Annotated in this window: 14 protein-coding genes; 10 read left to right on the top strand and 4 right to left on the bottom strand. The window is 54.9% G+C overall.

Features of this window, described 5'->3' with window-relative positions; translation table 11 throughout:
* Positions 1-179: 179 nt before the first annotated feature.
* Both GHN86_RS03570 and GHN86_RS03565 read right to left on the bottom strand, forming a co-directional pair.
* Positions 180-1400, bottom strand: coding sequence for a CaiB/BaiF CoA transferase family protein (locus GHN86_RS03570; protein ID WP_153377663.1), 1221 nt, complete (start codon positions 1398-1400; stop codon positions 180-182).
* 14 nt (positions 1401-1414) lie between these two features.
* On the bottom strand, positions 1415-2596 hold the full coding sequence (locus GHN86_RS03565) for an acyl-CoA dehydrogenase (RefSeq protein ID WP_153377662.1): 1182 nt from the start codon (positions 2594-2596) through the stop codon (positions 1415-1417).
* Between the two features lie 157 nt (positions 2597-2753).
* Here GHN86_RS03565 and GHN86_RS03560 point away from each other — a divergent pair, with 157 nt between their 5' ends.
* The 10 genes from GHN86_RS03560 (at position 2754) to GHN86_RS03515 (ending at position 12514) form a co-directional block, all read left to right on the top strand.
* Positions 2754-3650, top strand: a complete 897-nt coding sequence (locus GHN86_RS03560) for a LysR family transcriptional regulator (RefSeq protein ID WP_153377661.1) — start codon at positions 2754-2756, stop codon at positions 3648-3650.
* Between the two features lie 434 nt (positions 3651-4084).
* Positions 4085-5206 (top strand): Re/Si-specific NAD(P)(+) transhydrogenase subunit alpha, encoded by a 1122-nt coding sequence (locus tag GHN86_RS03555; RefSeq protein ID WP_323369164.1) that lies wholly within the window; start codon positions 4085-4087, stop codon positions 5204-5206.
* A gap of 11 nt (positions 5207-5217) precedes the next feature.
* On the top strand, positions 5218-5541 hold the full coding sequence (locus GHN86_RS03550) for an NAD(P) transhydrogenase subunit alpha (RefSeq protein ID WP_019826992.1): 324 nt from the start codon (positions 5218-5220) through the stop codon (positions 5539-5541).
* Positions 5538-6974, top strand: coding sequence for an NAD(P)(+) transhydrogenase (Re/Si-specific) subunit beta (locus GHN86_RS03545; protein ID WP_153377660.1), 1437 nt, complete (start codon positions 5538-5540; stop codon positions 6972-6974). The genes GHN86_RS03550 and GHN86_RS03545 overlap by 4 nt, the downstream gene beginning before the upstream one ends.
* Positions 6975-7154: 180 nt before the next feature.
* Entirely contained in the window at positions 7155-8645 is a 1491-nt protein-coding gene (locus GHN86_RS03540; RefSeq protein ID WP_153377659.1) for an acetyl-CoA hydrolase/transferase family protein, read from the top strand.
* Between the two features lie 317 nt (positions 8646-8962).
* Positions 8963-9178: a DUF1127 domain-containing protein gene (locus GHN86_RS03535; RefSeq protein ID WP_122783566.1), complete on the top strand. Its 216-nt coding sequence runs from the start codon at positions 8963-8965 to the stop codon at positions 9176-9178.
* A gap of 299 nt (positions 9179-9477) precedes the next feature.
* Positions 9478-9795, top strand: a complete 318-nt coding sequence (locus GHN86_RS03530; protein WP_153377658.1) for a DUF2388 domain-containing protein — start codon at positions 9478-9480, stop codon at positions 9793-9795.
* A gap of 120 nt (positions 9796-9915) precedes the next feature.
* Positions 9916-10209: a DUF2388 domain-containing protein gene (locus GHN86_RS03525; protein ID WP_153377657.1), complete on the top strand. Its 294-nt coding sequence runs from the start codon at positions 9916-9918 to the stop codon at positions 10207-10209.
* 26 nt (positions 10210-10235) lie between these two features.
* A complete protein-coding gene (locus tag GHN86_RS03520; RefSeq protein WP_153377656.1) occupies positions 10236-10556 on the top strand; it encodes a DUF2388 domain-containing protein in 321 nt (106 codons plus the stop codon).
* A complete protein-coding gene (locus GHN86_RS03515) occupies positions 10553-12514 on the top strand; it encodes a DUF4105 domain-containing protein (RefSeq protein ID WP_323369163.1) in 1962 nt (653 codons plus the stop codon). The genes GHN86_RS03520 and GHN86_RS03515 overlap by 4 nt, the downstream gene beginning before the upstream one ends.
* A 179-nt stretch (positions 12515-12693) precedes the next feature.
* On the opposite strand, the gene GHN86_RS03510 is transcribed toward GHN86_RS03515, so the two are convergent.
* Together GHN86_RS03510 and phoU are read right to left on the bottom strand one after the other, a co-directional pair.
* Positions 12694-13581 carry a response regulator gene (locus tag GHN86_RS03510; RefSeq protein WP_153377655.1) on the bottom strand — a complete coding sequence of 296 codons (888 nt, stop codon included), beginning with the start codon at positions 13579-13581 and terminating at the stop codon, positions 12694-12696.
* Between the two features lie 118 nt (positions 13582-13699).
* Complete coding sequence (phoU, locus tag GHN86_RS03505) at positions 13700-14461, bottom strand: phosphate signaling complex protein PhoU (RefSeq protein ID WP_153377654.1); 762 nt, start codon at positions 14459-14461, stop codon at positions 13700-13702.
* Positions 14462-14502: the final 41 nt, after the last annotated feature.

Here is a 14502-nt window from a genome sequence, read left to right as displayed (position 1 = left end):
AAAACCGTACAACTCATTGAATATCAAGGAGTTTTCCGTTTCGACTGCGCCGGAAGTGGGGCGAATTATAGGCCGTTTGAATTCTGGGTCAAGCAGTAATTGAAGCTCTCTATCAAATAACTCGAATCCCAAGATTCTCTCCTATATAAGAAGGGGGCTAACGCCCCCTTCTTATATAGCTACAACACACCCAACTGACGCAAGGACTCAACGGCCCCAGCATCAAGCCCTAGCACCCGCCCCAGTACTTCTCCGGTATGCTCCCCCAACAAAGGGGGTGCATTGCGATACTCAACCGGGGTTTTCGACATACGAATCGGGCTTGCTACCTGCGGCACCAGACCTGCTAATACATGAGGTAAGTCCAAAGCCAATCCCCGAGCCTGCACTTGAGGATCAGCAAACACTTGGGCCAAATCATTGACCGGCCCACAAGGCACACCTACAGCCTCTAATTGCGCAACCCACTCAGCCGTAGTCTTAAATACGGTAGCTTGGCGTATCAGTGGTACCAGCTCCTGGCGATTAGCAACTCGCATCTTATTAGTGGAGAAACGCGGATCGTCCGCCCACTCCGCCCGCCCAGCCACGGCAGCAAACTTACGAAACTGACTGTCGTTACCCACCGTGAGAATGAAATCGCCATCTGCACTAGGAAAATCCTGATAAGGCACGATATTCGGGTGCGCATTCCCAAGGCGCTGCGGCGCAACTCCTGTCGTCAAGTAATTCATAGCCTGATTCGCAAGACACGCCACCTGAACATCCAGCAGCGCCATATCGATATGCTGCCCACCGCCATCATGTTGACGATGAGCCAGCGCAGCCAGTATCGCGACAGTTGAATACAACCCGGTAAGAATATCCGTGAGCGCCACCCCCACTTTCACCGGACCAGCACCCTCCTCACCCTCAGGCCGCCCCGTCAGACTCATAAGCCCACCCAAGCCCTGAATCATAAAGTCATAACCTGCCCGTTTAGCGTAAGGTCCAGTCTGGCCAAACCCGGTGATAGAGCAGTAAATCAGCTCCGGATTCAGCGCCTGAAGCGACGCGTAGTCCAATCCATAAGCCTCCAGCCCACCAACTTTGAAGTTCTCGATGACGATGTCCGACTTCGCTGCCAGCTCGCGTACCAACCGCTGACCTTCGGGTTTGGTGAAGTCGATAGTGACTGACTGCTTATTGCGATTGGCCGACAAGTAATACGCCGCCTCACCCGTGCTCTCACCATTAGCGCCTTGAAGAAACGGAGGCCCCCAGGCACGCGTATCATCTCCATTACCCGGGCGCTCGACCTTTATCACCTCCGCACCCAAATCCGCCAGGATTTGTCCCGCCCATGGCCCGGCCAATACACGCGACAAATCCAACACCCGTAAATGCGATAAAGCACCCATTTGATGCGCTCCTATTAATAGAACGCCTGAAGGCCAGTCTGCGCGCGCCCCAAAATCAACGCATGCACGTCATGCGTCCCCTCATAGGTATTAACTACCTCAAGATTGACCAGATGACGCGCCACACCAAACTCGTCAGAAATCCCGTTCCCCCCCAACATGTCCCGCGCCAAACGGGCAATATCCAGTGACTTGCCGCACGAATTTCGCTTCATGATGGAGGTTATTTCCACTGCCGCCGTCCCCTCATCCTTCATACGCCCCAAGCGCAGACAGCCTTGCAATGCCATCGTTATCTCGGTCTGCATATCAGCCAGTTTCTTCTGCACCAACTGCGTAGCTGCCAGCGGCCGACCAAATTGCTTGCGATCCAGCGTGTATTGACGCGCGGTGTGCCAGCAGAATTCGGCGGCCCCCAATGCCCCCCACGCAATGCCATAGCGTGCGGAGTTCAGACAGGTAAAAGGCCCTTTCAAACCACGCACATCGGGAAAGATGTTCTCTTCAGGGACAAAAACACCGTCCATCACGATCTCGCCAGTGATCGATGCACGCAAACCCACCTTGCCGTGAATCGCTGGCGTACTCAGTCCTTTCCAGCCCTTTTCCAAAACAAAGCCACGAATATCACCAGCATCATCTTTTGCCCACACCACAAAAACATCAGCGATGGGACTGTTGGTGATCCACATCTTGGCGCCGGTCAAACTGTAGCCTCCATCCACTTTGCGCGCGCGAGTCACCATCGCCCCAGGATCTGAACCGTGATCAGGCTCAGTCAGACCAAAACACCCAATCCACTCACCTGAAGCCAACTTCGGCAGATACTTCTGCTTTTGCGCCTCGGTCCCGAACTCATTGATCGGCACCATGACTAAAGAGGACTGCACGCTCATCATTGAGCGATAACCCGAATCAACCCGCTCTACCTCACGTGCAATTAATCCGTAACTCACGTAATTAAGGCCGCTGCCACCGTACTGCTCTGGAATCATTGCACCGAGCAAGCCAGTCTCTCCCATCTCACGGAAGATCGCAGGGTCGGTCTTCTCATGACGGAAAGCCTCGAGTACGCGCGGAGCCAGCTTGTGCTGAGCAAATTGCTCGGCGCTGTCACGCACCATGCGCTCCTCTTCAGTGAGCTGCTGATCCAGCAAAAGTGGATCAATCCAGTTGAAGCTTGCCTTACCCGCCATGAGAGAACCCTCGCGAAATAGATCAAATACCGTCCCCCGATCCTAGTTCCCTCTATATAGAAGGACAAACGAGGATTCGGCACGGGCTTGTGATAATTTCTCACTCCATAACAAACAATAAAGCCATATCTGACGTCCTTTTGTGAGGAAGCCGTACATGCGCCGAAAAATCCCCAGCACAGCTGCATTGATTAGCTTTGAAGCAGCGGCTCGCCATGAAAGCTTTACCAAGGCCGCCCACGAACTTTCACTGACTCAAGGCGCAATATGCAGACAAATTGCCAGCCTTGAAGCGTTCTTGAGCGTGGAACTGTTCAGACGCTCCAAACGTGGCGTAAAACTGACTGAGGCAGGCTTGTCCTATAGTCGCCGGGTAGCCACTCAGCTCGATGCAGTAGAGCGCGACACACTCTCGGTTATGGGCCAGCAAGGTGCCAACACCATTGAGCTGGCAGTTGTTCCGACCTTCGGAACGCAATGGCTGCTACCACGGCTCAAAGACTTACAACTGAAGCATCCGGATGTCACGGTCAACCTTACCAATCGCACCCGCCCTTTCCTGTTCGCCGACACCGACTTTGACGCTGCCATCTATTTCGGCGATGCAGATTGGTCCGGTACTTCCTCATACCGCCTGATGGGTGAGAACCCCGTCCCTGTCTGCCATCCATCGTTTCTGGGTCAGCAACAAAGCCTCAGTTCCCAAGCGCTGGCCGACCTCCCTTTACTGCAACAAACCACCCGCCCTTATGCGTGGCGTCAGTGGTTTAACGCACAAGATATGAATGTGCCTCGCGACATGACAGGTCCGCGCTATGAACTATTCTCAATGCTTGCACAAGCGGCCATGCATCGAATGGGAGTCGCCTTGATCCCACCCTTCCTGATCCAGCGTGAATTGGCCGAGAAACGCTTGGTGATTGCCCATGAGCACAGCCTGCAAAGTAACAAGGGGTATTACCTGATAATTCCCGAAAGAAAAATCGAGTCAGCCTCACTGCACGCATTCCGAGACTGGCTACTCAAGCAAGCCGCCGGTTACAGCGCACTTTAAGAGACGCATCGTCCAGACCAATTAGGTAGTGACTACTAAAATAGCACTACATATATAAGTAAATGTCGCATATCAGCATTCAATACTAATGTCTAGCTCGACATCCCTGAAGACCAGTAACCACGCGGCCTACAGGGTATTTCTGAAAGTTATGCAGCGATAACCAAAAGAAATGTGAAATAACACTCGAAAATATTCAATTCAGCTACAAGCCACGTAGTTAGAAGCCTGCAGCAGTTGATTGCGACATTCGGTCACTGCATGACTTGTAGTAAACATGTCGTCATCCTCCATAAGTTCTTGATGGGCTAAAAAATCGCCTGCATTATGCGGCGCCCCTCCTGAATTAAGGAGGGATCGTGCTGATCGGCCACCCAGCCGCACCATCCGCAGTGCGCTGGCTTTCTTATAAAAGATCACGCAGGAGATATGACGTGCACATTGGTGTTCCTCTCGAAACCCAGAAGGGTGAAACGCGGGTTGCTGCAACCCCGGAAACCATCAAGAAGCTGATCGGCCAAGGCCATAAAGTGACTGTACAGCGTGGCGCAGGCATTAATGCCAGCGTTATCGACAGTGCTTTTGAAGCCGCAGGCGCGACTATTGGCAATGCAGCAGACGCTTTTGGCGCCGAGCTTGTGCTGAAAGTCGTTGCCCCCGATGACAGCGAACTCGCCCTTATAAACAGTGGAGCCGTGCTGATCGGCATGCTCAACCCGTTCAGCAATGAAACCATTGCCAAGCTGGCAGATCGCGGGATCACGGCCTTCTCACTTGAAGCCGCTCCCCGTACTTCCCGTGCGCAAAGTCTTGATGTGCTGTCCTCCCAGGCCAACATTGCCGGCTATAAAGCCGTACTGGTCGCGGCGCATCACTACCCGCGTTTTATGCCAATGCTGATGACAGCGGCCGGCACTGTTAAGGCAGCACGCGTGCTGATCCTGGGCGCTGGCGTTGCTGGCTTGCAGGCTATCGCGACAGCCAAACGACTGGGCGCCGTGATTGAAGCCTCTGATGTACGACCTGCGGTTAAAGAGCAGATTGAGTCTCTGGGCGCCAAGTTTGTCGACGTGCCTTACGAGACAGACGAAGAGCGCGAATGCGCTGTTGGCGTAGGCGGTTATGCGCGTCCAATGCCCGCCAGCTGGATGCAGCGTCAGGCGCTGGCCGTTCACGAACGCGCCAAGCAAGCCGACATTGTGATCACCACGGCATTGATTCCGGGCCGCAAGGCACCTGTGTTGCTGAGCGCAGACACCGTCGCACAGATGAAACCTGGCTCCGTGGTTATCGATCTGGCCGCAGCCCAAGGTGGCAACTGCCCACTGACCGTTGCCGACCAGGTGGTGATCGAACATGGGGTAACGATTGTGGGCTATACCAACCTGCCCGCCATGGTGGCCGCAGACGCCTCAGCGCTTTACGCCCGTAACCTGCTCGACTTCCTCAAGCTGGTCTTCACCTCTGAAGGGCAGTTCCAGATCAACCTTGAAGACGACATCGTCGCCGCATGCCTGATGTGCCGCGATGGTCAAGTCGTGCGCAAAAACGGCTGAGGATAAAAATAATGGAAGAGTTCATCTCCCCCGGTATCTATAACCTGATCATCTTCGTGCTGGCCATTTATGTGGGTTATCACGTGGTCTGGAACGTCACCCCTGCGCTGCACACGCCGCTGATGGCTGTGACCAACGCTATCTCCGCCATTGTGATTGTGGGTGCCATGCTCGCCGCCGCACTGACCGTGACGCCATTGGGTAAAACCATGGGCACACTGGCCGTCGCATTGGCCGCCGTAAACGTATTCGGTGGTTTTTTGGTCACCCGGCGCATGCTGGAAATGTTCAAGAAAAAAGCACCTAAAGCTAAAGAAGAGGTGCGTAAGCCATGAGCATGAATCTGGTAACTGTGCTTTATCTGGTGGCATCGATTTGCTTTATTCAGGCACTCAAAGGCCTGTCGCACCCCACCACCTCACGCCGTGGCAACTTGTTCGGCATGCTTGGGATGGGACTGGCGGTCATTACCACCGTAGGCCTGATCTACAAGCTAGGTGCTGAAATCGCCACTGCAGGGATTGGCTACGTGATCGTTGGCTTGCTGGTCGGCGGTACCGCCGGCTCGATCATGGCCAAACGCGTCGAAATGACCAAAATGCCCGAACTGGTCGCCTTCATGCACAGCATGATCGGCCTCGCGGCGGTCTTCATTGCCATCGCTGCCGTAGTAGAGCCGCAATCGCTGGGCATTGTTAAACACTTGGGCGACGCCATCCCGGCGGGCAACCGTCTCGAATTATTCCTGGGTGCAGCTATTGGTGCGATTACGTTCTCGGGCTCTGTTATTGCGTTCGGCAAGCTCTCGGGTAAATACAAGTTCCGCCTGTTTCAAGGTGCTCCGGTGCAGTTCAGCGGTCAACATAAGCTGAACCTGGTGCTGGGCTTGGTCACTCTAGGCCTGGGCATTACCTTTATGCTGACCGGTAACCTCTCGGCGTTTGCCCTGATGCTGGCTCTGGCATTCGTACTGGGCGTGCTGATCATCATCCCGATTGGCGGCGCCGACATGCCGGTTGTGGTGTCGATGCTCAATAGCTATTCAGGTTGGGCGGCCGCGGGCATCGGCTTCTCGCTGAACAACTCGATGCTGATTATTGCCGGTTCGCTGGTGGGCTCTTCGGGCGCGATCCTGTCTTACATCATGTGCAAGGCGATGAATCGTTCGTTCTTCAACGTGATCCTCGGCGGCTTCGGTGGCGCAACGGATACTGGCGGCCCTGCAGGTGCGAAAGAAGCGCGTCCGGTGAAATCCGGTTCGGCTGATGACGCCACCTTCCTGCTGACCAACGCGGACACGGTCATCATCGTTCCGGGTTATGGTCTGGCAGTGGCACGCGCACAACACGCACTTAAAGAGCTTACTGAAAAGCTGACTCATCGCGGTGTGACCGTGAAGTATGCGATTCATCCGGTTGCGGGCCGTATGCCTGGCCATATGAACGTTCTTCTGGCCGAGGCTGAAGTGCCTTACGACCAGGTATTCGAAATGGAAGACATCAACTCTGAATTCGGTCAGGCCGATGTGGTGTTGGTACTGGGCGCCAACGACGTGGTCAACCCGGCGGCCAAAAACGATCCGAAATCGCCGATTGCAGGCATGCCTATTCTCGAGGCTTACAAAGCCAAGACCGTCATCGTCAACAAACGCTCAATGGCCAGCGGCTATGCAGGCCTGGATAACGAGCTGTTTTATCTGGATAAAACCATGATGGTGTTCGGCGACGCCAAAAAAGTTATTGAGGATATGGTCAAAGCGGTCGAGTAACATCCCCGCCTCTTCAACACTGAAAACCCCGGAGCTAAAATTACCGGGGTTTTTTATTTCCCGCAGGATCCCGACCAAAGGCTCTACCCCGCCCCAGGCATTCGACCATGGTAGCGGGACGTGGGGCTTTGAAAATGAATAGACTGCGCATCTTGCTTCCGTTCCTTGAGATAACAATCCATGTACCGTGAACGTATTCGTCTGAACTCCCTACACGATAAGGTCATGAGCGCCGAAGAAGCCGCCGCCCTTATCCAAGATGGCATGACCGTCGGCATGAGCGGTTTCACCCGTGCCGGTGAAGCCAAAGCCGTCCCGCAAGCACTGGCCGAGCGCGCCAAGAAGTCGCCGCTGAAAATCACGTTGATGACGGGCGCCAGCCTGGGTAACGATCTGGACAAACAGCTGACCGAAGCCGGTGTTCTGGCGCGTCGCATGCCGTTCCAGGTTGATAGCACACTGCGCAAAGCCATCAACGCTGGCGAAGTGATGTTTATTGACCAGCATCTGTCCGAAACCGTTGAGCAACTGCGTAACAACCAGCTCAAATTGCCGGACATCGCAGTTATCGAAGCCGTTGCCATTACAGAACAAGGGCATATTGTTCCAACTACATCTGTAGGCAACTCCGCCAGCTTCGCGATTTTCGCCAAACAGGTCATCGTCGAAATCAACATGGCGCACAATCCGAATCTGGAAGGTCTGCACGACATCTACATTCCGACCTACCGCCCGACCCGTACGCCGATTCCGTTGGTGAAGGTCGATGACCGTATTGGTAGCACTGCCATTCCGATCCCGGCAGAAAAGATCGTCGCCATCGTTATCACTAACAAGCCGGACTCACCGTCTACTGTATCCGTGCCTGATAGCGAAACCGACGGTATCGCCTTCCACCTGATCAATTTCCTCAAGCAGGAAGTCGAAGCTGGCCGCATGACTAACAAGCTTGGCCCGCTGCAAGCCGGTATCGGCAACATCGCCAACGCGGTGATGTGTGGCTTGATCGACTCACCGTTCGAAGACCTGACCATGTACTCCGAAGTACTACAGGATTCGACCTTTGACCTGATCGACGCTGGCAAGATGAGCTTCGCCTCGGGCAGTTCCATCACCTTGTCGGAGCGTCGTAACTCGGATGTGTTCGGCAATCTGGAGCGCTACAAGGACAAATTGGTGCTGCGCCCTCAAGAGATTTCCAATCATCCTGAAGTGGTTCGTCGTCTGGGCATTATCGGCATCAATACGGCGCTGGAGTTCGACATCTACGGTAACGTCAACTCCACTCATGTTTGCGGTACGCGGATGATGAACGGCATCGGCGGCTCGGGCGACTTCGCTCGTAACGCGCATCTGGCGATTTTTGTCACCAAGTCGATTGCCAAGGCAGGTGCCATTTCCAGCGTTGTGCCAATGGTCAGCCACGTCGACCATACCGAGCATGATGTTGACATTCTGGTCACCGAACAGGGCCTGGCCGACTTGCGTGGTTTGGCTCCACGTGAGCGCGCACGTGTCATTATCGACAACTGTGTACACCCGGACTTCCGCGATGCGCTGAACGATTACTTCACCAAGGCCTGCGCCATTGGTGGTCACACACCGCATATCCTGCGTGAAGCACTGAGCTGGCACATCAACCTGGAAGAAACCGGGAAAATGCTGCCCTAACACCCGTTCTAGACAAGCCGCTGACAAAAACTCTGTTTTTGCAGCGGCTTTTTTATGGATATCTAAAAAAACTGTACTGCTGTACTGGTCAATTCTATCGATGACTACCCACCAATCCATGGTAAAAACCTAATAACGCACCATATTGGCGCGCACTGGTACAGTTGTGCTCATTTTCAGCCATACAGCGCCTATAAACAGTTAACTGGCCCATCGCAATACAGATGAACTGTATCTACAGAGTCTGGACACAGAAGAGGATCATTGGCATCAGTTAAACCACTAGCCAATGCCGCCACAAGCGGAAGGATACCGACATGGAACGTACACTCAGTTCCGATCTGTTCAACGAAAGCAATGCTGTAAACACCCAGGCTTCCATGCCTCTGCGCGTACTTGCCAACCTGATGTTGTGGCAGCGCCGCATCTCCAGCCGCCATCAACTGGCCCGTCTGGACTCGCGTCTTCTGGCTGATGCCGGGATTAGCGAAGCACAACGCTACGAAGAGTTGAGCAAGCCGTTCTGGCGCTAAACAGCGCTCGCTGGCTTTGACCACCGGTCCACCGCCAGCAACCCGAATTGAAAAAACAAAACCCGTCGCGGGTAACCGCTGACGGGTTTTGTCGTTTTAGGGACCCTTTCGCGACAGTTGTATGCAGACAGGTACAGTTTTAAAATCATAAATTACTATAGGTACAGTTAGGGCGCCGGTTGATTTAGAGCACATTGCCTACACCTAAAAGTAAAACTACCTATGCTATGAGCAGGTGTACGCCTACTATTCGAGTTATAGCCGTCTATTTTAATAAGCTCATGTTCTGGAGTTTCACCATGCCCACTCTTCGCCTACTTAGTGCTGCAGTGTTGTTGACCTTGGCCGCAGGCGCCAATGCCTCCAGCTTTATCGTTACCACAGACGCCATCGTGGGCACCCTCAAACAAACGACGGACCTGACGTCTGATGCCACCGGCTCGTTTCGCGACAACAAAATTGTTCGTGCCGCCCGCGACGATGCTGCCAGCTTTGAGGCCAGCGAAGGGGCCGTTCGCGGCGTAAGACTTGAGAGCGCGTTCGAATACATTCGACAGCAAGCACCCCAGCTGCAAGCAACTGACACACAACTGGCTCAGGCGATTCTGACGATCTGATGCTTTAGAAAGCGGTAGCCGCGGCTAAAGGCTGCGGCTACGAAACATTAAAACTTCTGCACTGGTTCTACTCTCACCCTTACGCTAGCCTTGGACCTCATTCAAACAGCCTTGAGACCCATGCGTTTTTCTTTACTGACTTTGCTCGCACTCTGCTGGACGCCATCCGCCTTCGCCTTCGACATGACCACCCAAAATGTGGTGCTCAGTGGTTACGTCACCAGCAAAGTGACCTCCGCGCCTTTCGATAACAAATTAATACGTGCCGCCCGGGATGATGCCGCCGTCTTTATTGCCAGTAATGGCCAATGGCGCGGTGCAGAGCTGGAATCCGCCTTGCGTTATTTGCACCACAAACAGCCCAAATTGAATGCCAGCGATCTTGAACTGGCACAAGCAATTCTCGTCCAATGAATACCCGTGTTTTCTGGAGATGTTTCATGCGTAGCCCTTTAATCGTCGCCACCCTTGGCTTGTTGTTGCTCGCGGATGTCGCGCACGCACAAACTGTTGTGCAGACCAGTAACATCATCGTGCGGGCTTTTGGTCGTACCATCGACTTCACGTCTGACACCACCACTTCCATCCGCGATTCTAAAGTGGTTCGCGAAGCCCACGACGACGCTGCCACTTTCGTTGCCAGTAAGGGCGAAATTCGTGGGGTGCAGTTGGAGTCAGCCTTTAATACATTGCGCGACCGCGTACCTGAGGCTCGTAACGCCAGCGACCAAGAGCTCGCCGAAGCCATACTCGCACTGTGAGGTCGCTAACGCGTTGGCTCGCCGCCTGTGGCTTGCTGCTGACCCTTGGCAGCGCCCAGGCTGCATTGCATCTGCAACTCAAAACCGAGGGCTTGAGCCCGGCCGAACAACAGGCCAGCCAAGCCCTGCTGGATGAAGCCATGCAGAGCCTGCCACCGCGTTTTGTTGATCAACTGGATCGTCAGATTCTAGTGGGCTGGACGGATGACATGCCGAGCAACGCCTACGGACAGGCATCTCTGGTGTCAGAGCTGGATCTCAACCGCAAGCTGCTGGCCGGGCTGACAGACGGATCGGCCGCTGCCCAGCAGACAAATCGCCCACACGGCACTGTACGTCGTGAATTGCTCGCTACCGTGCTGCATGAACTGACCCACCTTTACGACCGCGCCCGCCTCTGGCCTGCCGCACAACGGACGTTGATCCAGCGTTGCACCCGACAAAGCAGCAGTGCTGGCTTAATCGGCCTGCCCGACGAATGTCGGGGTCAGACCGAACGACGCTTCACCCTGAGTGATGACCCTCGCTTGCTTGATCTGGCTGGCTGGCAGCAATACGTCGGCCGCCGTGGCGAACGCGAGCAAGACAACCACCAGATTGTGCGCAGTCCTGACCTGTACGAAGTCACGAACCCTAAAGAATTTGTTGCGGTCAATATGGAGTATTTTCTCCTCGACCCTGCCTACGCGTGCCGCCGCCCGGCGCTGTATCGCTATTACAAGGAACACTTCGGTTGGGCACCTGCGGCTAAAGATCAATGCCCCAAGGCATTTGCATTTCTCAATGCCGGCAACGACTTCGGCAAACAGCCGCTGGGCACTGTTGATCCTGAGCGGGTTTACGCCGTCGATTACCTATTGGCCGAGGCCAATCAAGAATGGGCCAGCCGCTGGGGTCACAGCATGTTGCGCCTGGTGATCTGTGCGCCCGGCCGCCCTAGGGGCCCTGACTGCCGCCTCGACCTGCAAGAGCACTTGGTGTTGTCCTACCGGGCATTCGTCAACGACGTACAGCTTTCAAGCTGGGACGGCCTGACCGGGGCCTACCCGTCACGACTGTTCGTGCTGCCCTTGGCGCAAGTCATTGATGAATACACCAAGACTGAGCTGCGCAGTCTGGCGTCAGTGCCACTTAAACTGAACCGCGCCGAGATCGAAGAAGTGGTCGAGCACGCCGCCGAGATGCATTGGAGTTACGATGGCGACTATTACTTTATTTCTAACAACTGTGCAGTCGAGACCCTCAAGTTATTGCGCAGTGGTAGCGGCAACACTCAGCTCCAGGGCCTGGACAGCATCATGCCCAATGGTCTGCTCGAAGTGCTCAAAGCTCGCGGACTGGCAGACACCAGCGTGCTGGATGATCCCAAAGAAGCGCTGCGTTTGGGTTATCGGTTCGACTCCTACCGAGACCGTTACCAGGCCATGTTTGATGTGCTCAAGACTCGATTGCCGATTAAACAGAACAACGTTGATGACTGGCTGGCCTTGAACGCAGATGAGCGCAGACCCTGGATCGAACAGGCTGATATACGCGCCAGCGCTGCGTTACTACTGCTGGAGCAAGCCGGCTTCAGGCGTCAATTACTGCTGGCTCAGGACGAGGTGAAACAGAAGTATTTGGGGGCCCGCGGACTAAAAGATGGCGGCATGGATAAAGCCAACAAGACCTTGCAAGAGATTCTGGCCAGTAGCGGCTTTCTCAGTCGTCCGGCCGAATTGCTGGGCAGCAGCGGCTATGGTTTGCCGCAAGCCAAAGAGTGGGAAATGCTTGAGTCCGAGAGCAGCCAGCGCCAGCAACAATTACTACGCCTGACCGGTGATTTGGATAAAGAGGTGCGCAGCTTGCTGGAGCCTTCACGAGCCGCTGAAATTGCCGCCACTGAAGCCAACGTCAAGCAGATTGGTGAGCACTTGCGAGCACTGCATAAAGCCTCTGGCGGATTGCAGTTGCCTTGAAACCAACTAACTGCGCACTCACCCCGCTCCCGTAGCAGCTGCCGCAGGCTGCGTCCGATTGCGAAGCGATCGTGAAACCTGAATTCACGATATTGCTGTAATACCGCGCATCCGGACTTAGCGACGGCTGCGCCGCCGAACGCAGCCTGCGGCAGCTGCTACGCAACGTTGCAAGAGGATTACGCGCCCGGTACAAAGTGCTTTTGCGCCGTACCGAAGGCTATCAGCCGCGACAGATAGTTCATTTTCTCGGCATCCTGGTCCACAAACCGAAACGTCAGTTGCAGCCAGTCGCTGTCGGGCTTGGGCTCGAAAGCCACGATGGCATGCAGGTAGCCATTCAAACGTGCTACCTCGGCGCTCTCGCCTTGCTCAAGGTCCAACACCGCACTCGCCAGTACCTGTGGCAGCACATCGCCACGGCGTACCACCAGCAACGCTTCCTTCAGGCTCAACGCCTTGATCACACACGTCAGCGCTCCGTTGGGTAGCCGCAGTTGTCCTTGCCCCCGGCCTGACAGCAATTGTGCGCCAGCAGGTGGCGAGCTGGAGACTGCCGGGGCCGACGCCTGACGTGCAGCAGGCGCGACCACTGGAGCTTTGCCGCCCGTCAGGGCATTCAGCGAGTCATTACCAAATCCGGTACTGGTACGAACAGGCGCGCTACTCATCACCGCATCCAGCAAACCCGCTTTGGTAAACGCCTTCTTCACTTTGGTCAGCAATTGTTCATTGGTAAAAGGCTTGCTCACGAAATCCGAAACACCGGCCTGAATGGCCTGAATAACGTTTTCCTTATCGCCACGGCTGGTGACCATGATGAAGGGAAGGGTCTTCAGGTGATCTTGCTCGCGGCACCACGTCAGCAACTCAAGTCCCGACATCTCCGGCATTTCCCAATCACACAGCACCAGGTCGAACGACTCGCGGGCCAGCAGCGCTTGAGCTTTGCGGCCGTTGACGGCGTCTTCGATCCTGATGCCCGGAAAATAATTACGCAGGCAATTTTTAATCAGATCGCGAATAAACGACGCATCATCCACCACCAGCACACTGACCTTGCTCATCGACTGCTCCTTGAAATTCCGACCACCATGCGCCAAATGATAGCCATGTGCCTTGAATATAAACGCCGAAAAGCAAAACGCCCGGCATTAAGCCGGGCGTTTTTTGACTCGGGCAGTCTTATTTATCGTCAGCGGGAGGCACAACATGAGCGTTATCGCGGCCAGTGCCTTCAACTTCTTGCTTCATGCGCTTAAGGCCCATGTGGCGTACGTCGGTGCCCCGCACCAAATAAATCACCAGCTCGGAAATATTGCGCGCGTGGTCGCCGATGCGCTCCAGCGAGCGCAGCACCCAGATAATGCTCAGCACACGCGAAATAGAACGCGGGTCTTCCATCATGTAGGTGGCCAATTCACGCAGCGCTGTCTTGTACTCGCGGTCGATGATCTTGTCGTATTGCGCGACAGACAGGGCCAGGTCGGCGTCGAAGCGGGCAAAGGCATCCAGTGCATCACGCACCATATTGCGCACCTGATCGCCGATGTGCCGCACTTCAACGTAACCGCGCGGGGCTTCACCTTCTTCACACAACTGGATCGCACGGCGAGCAATTTTGGTCGCCTCATCACCAATGCGTTCCAGGTCGATTACCGATTTGGAAATGCTGATGATCAAGCGCAAGTCAGAAGCGGCAGGCTGTCGACGGGCCAGAATGCGCAGGCACTCTTCGTCGATGTTGCGCTCCATCTGATTGATCTGGTCATCGATCTCACGTACCTGTTGCGCCAAACCCGAATCGGCCTCAATCAACGCCGTGACCGCATCGTTAACCTGTTTCTCGACCAGACCGCCCATGGCCAGCAAGTGGCTACGTACGTCTTCGAGCTCCGCATTGAACTGCGCGGAAATGTGATGGGTGAGGCCATCCTTTGAAATCATGGGTTTGCTCCGCAAAAGCCTCAAGCAACAAGCTTTAAGCT

Source organism: Pseudomonas helleri, assembly GCF_009600315.1.
Lineage (GTDB): Bacteria > Pseudomonadota > Gammaproteobacteria > Pseudomonadales > Pseudomonadaceae > Aquipseudomonas > Aquipseudomonas helleri_A.
Note: the sequence above shows the minus strand (reverse complement) of the source record. Positions and strands in the feature narration are given on the sequence as shown.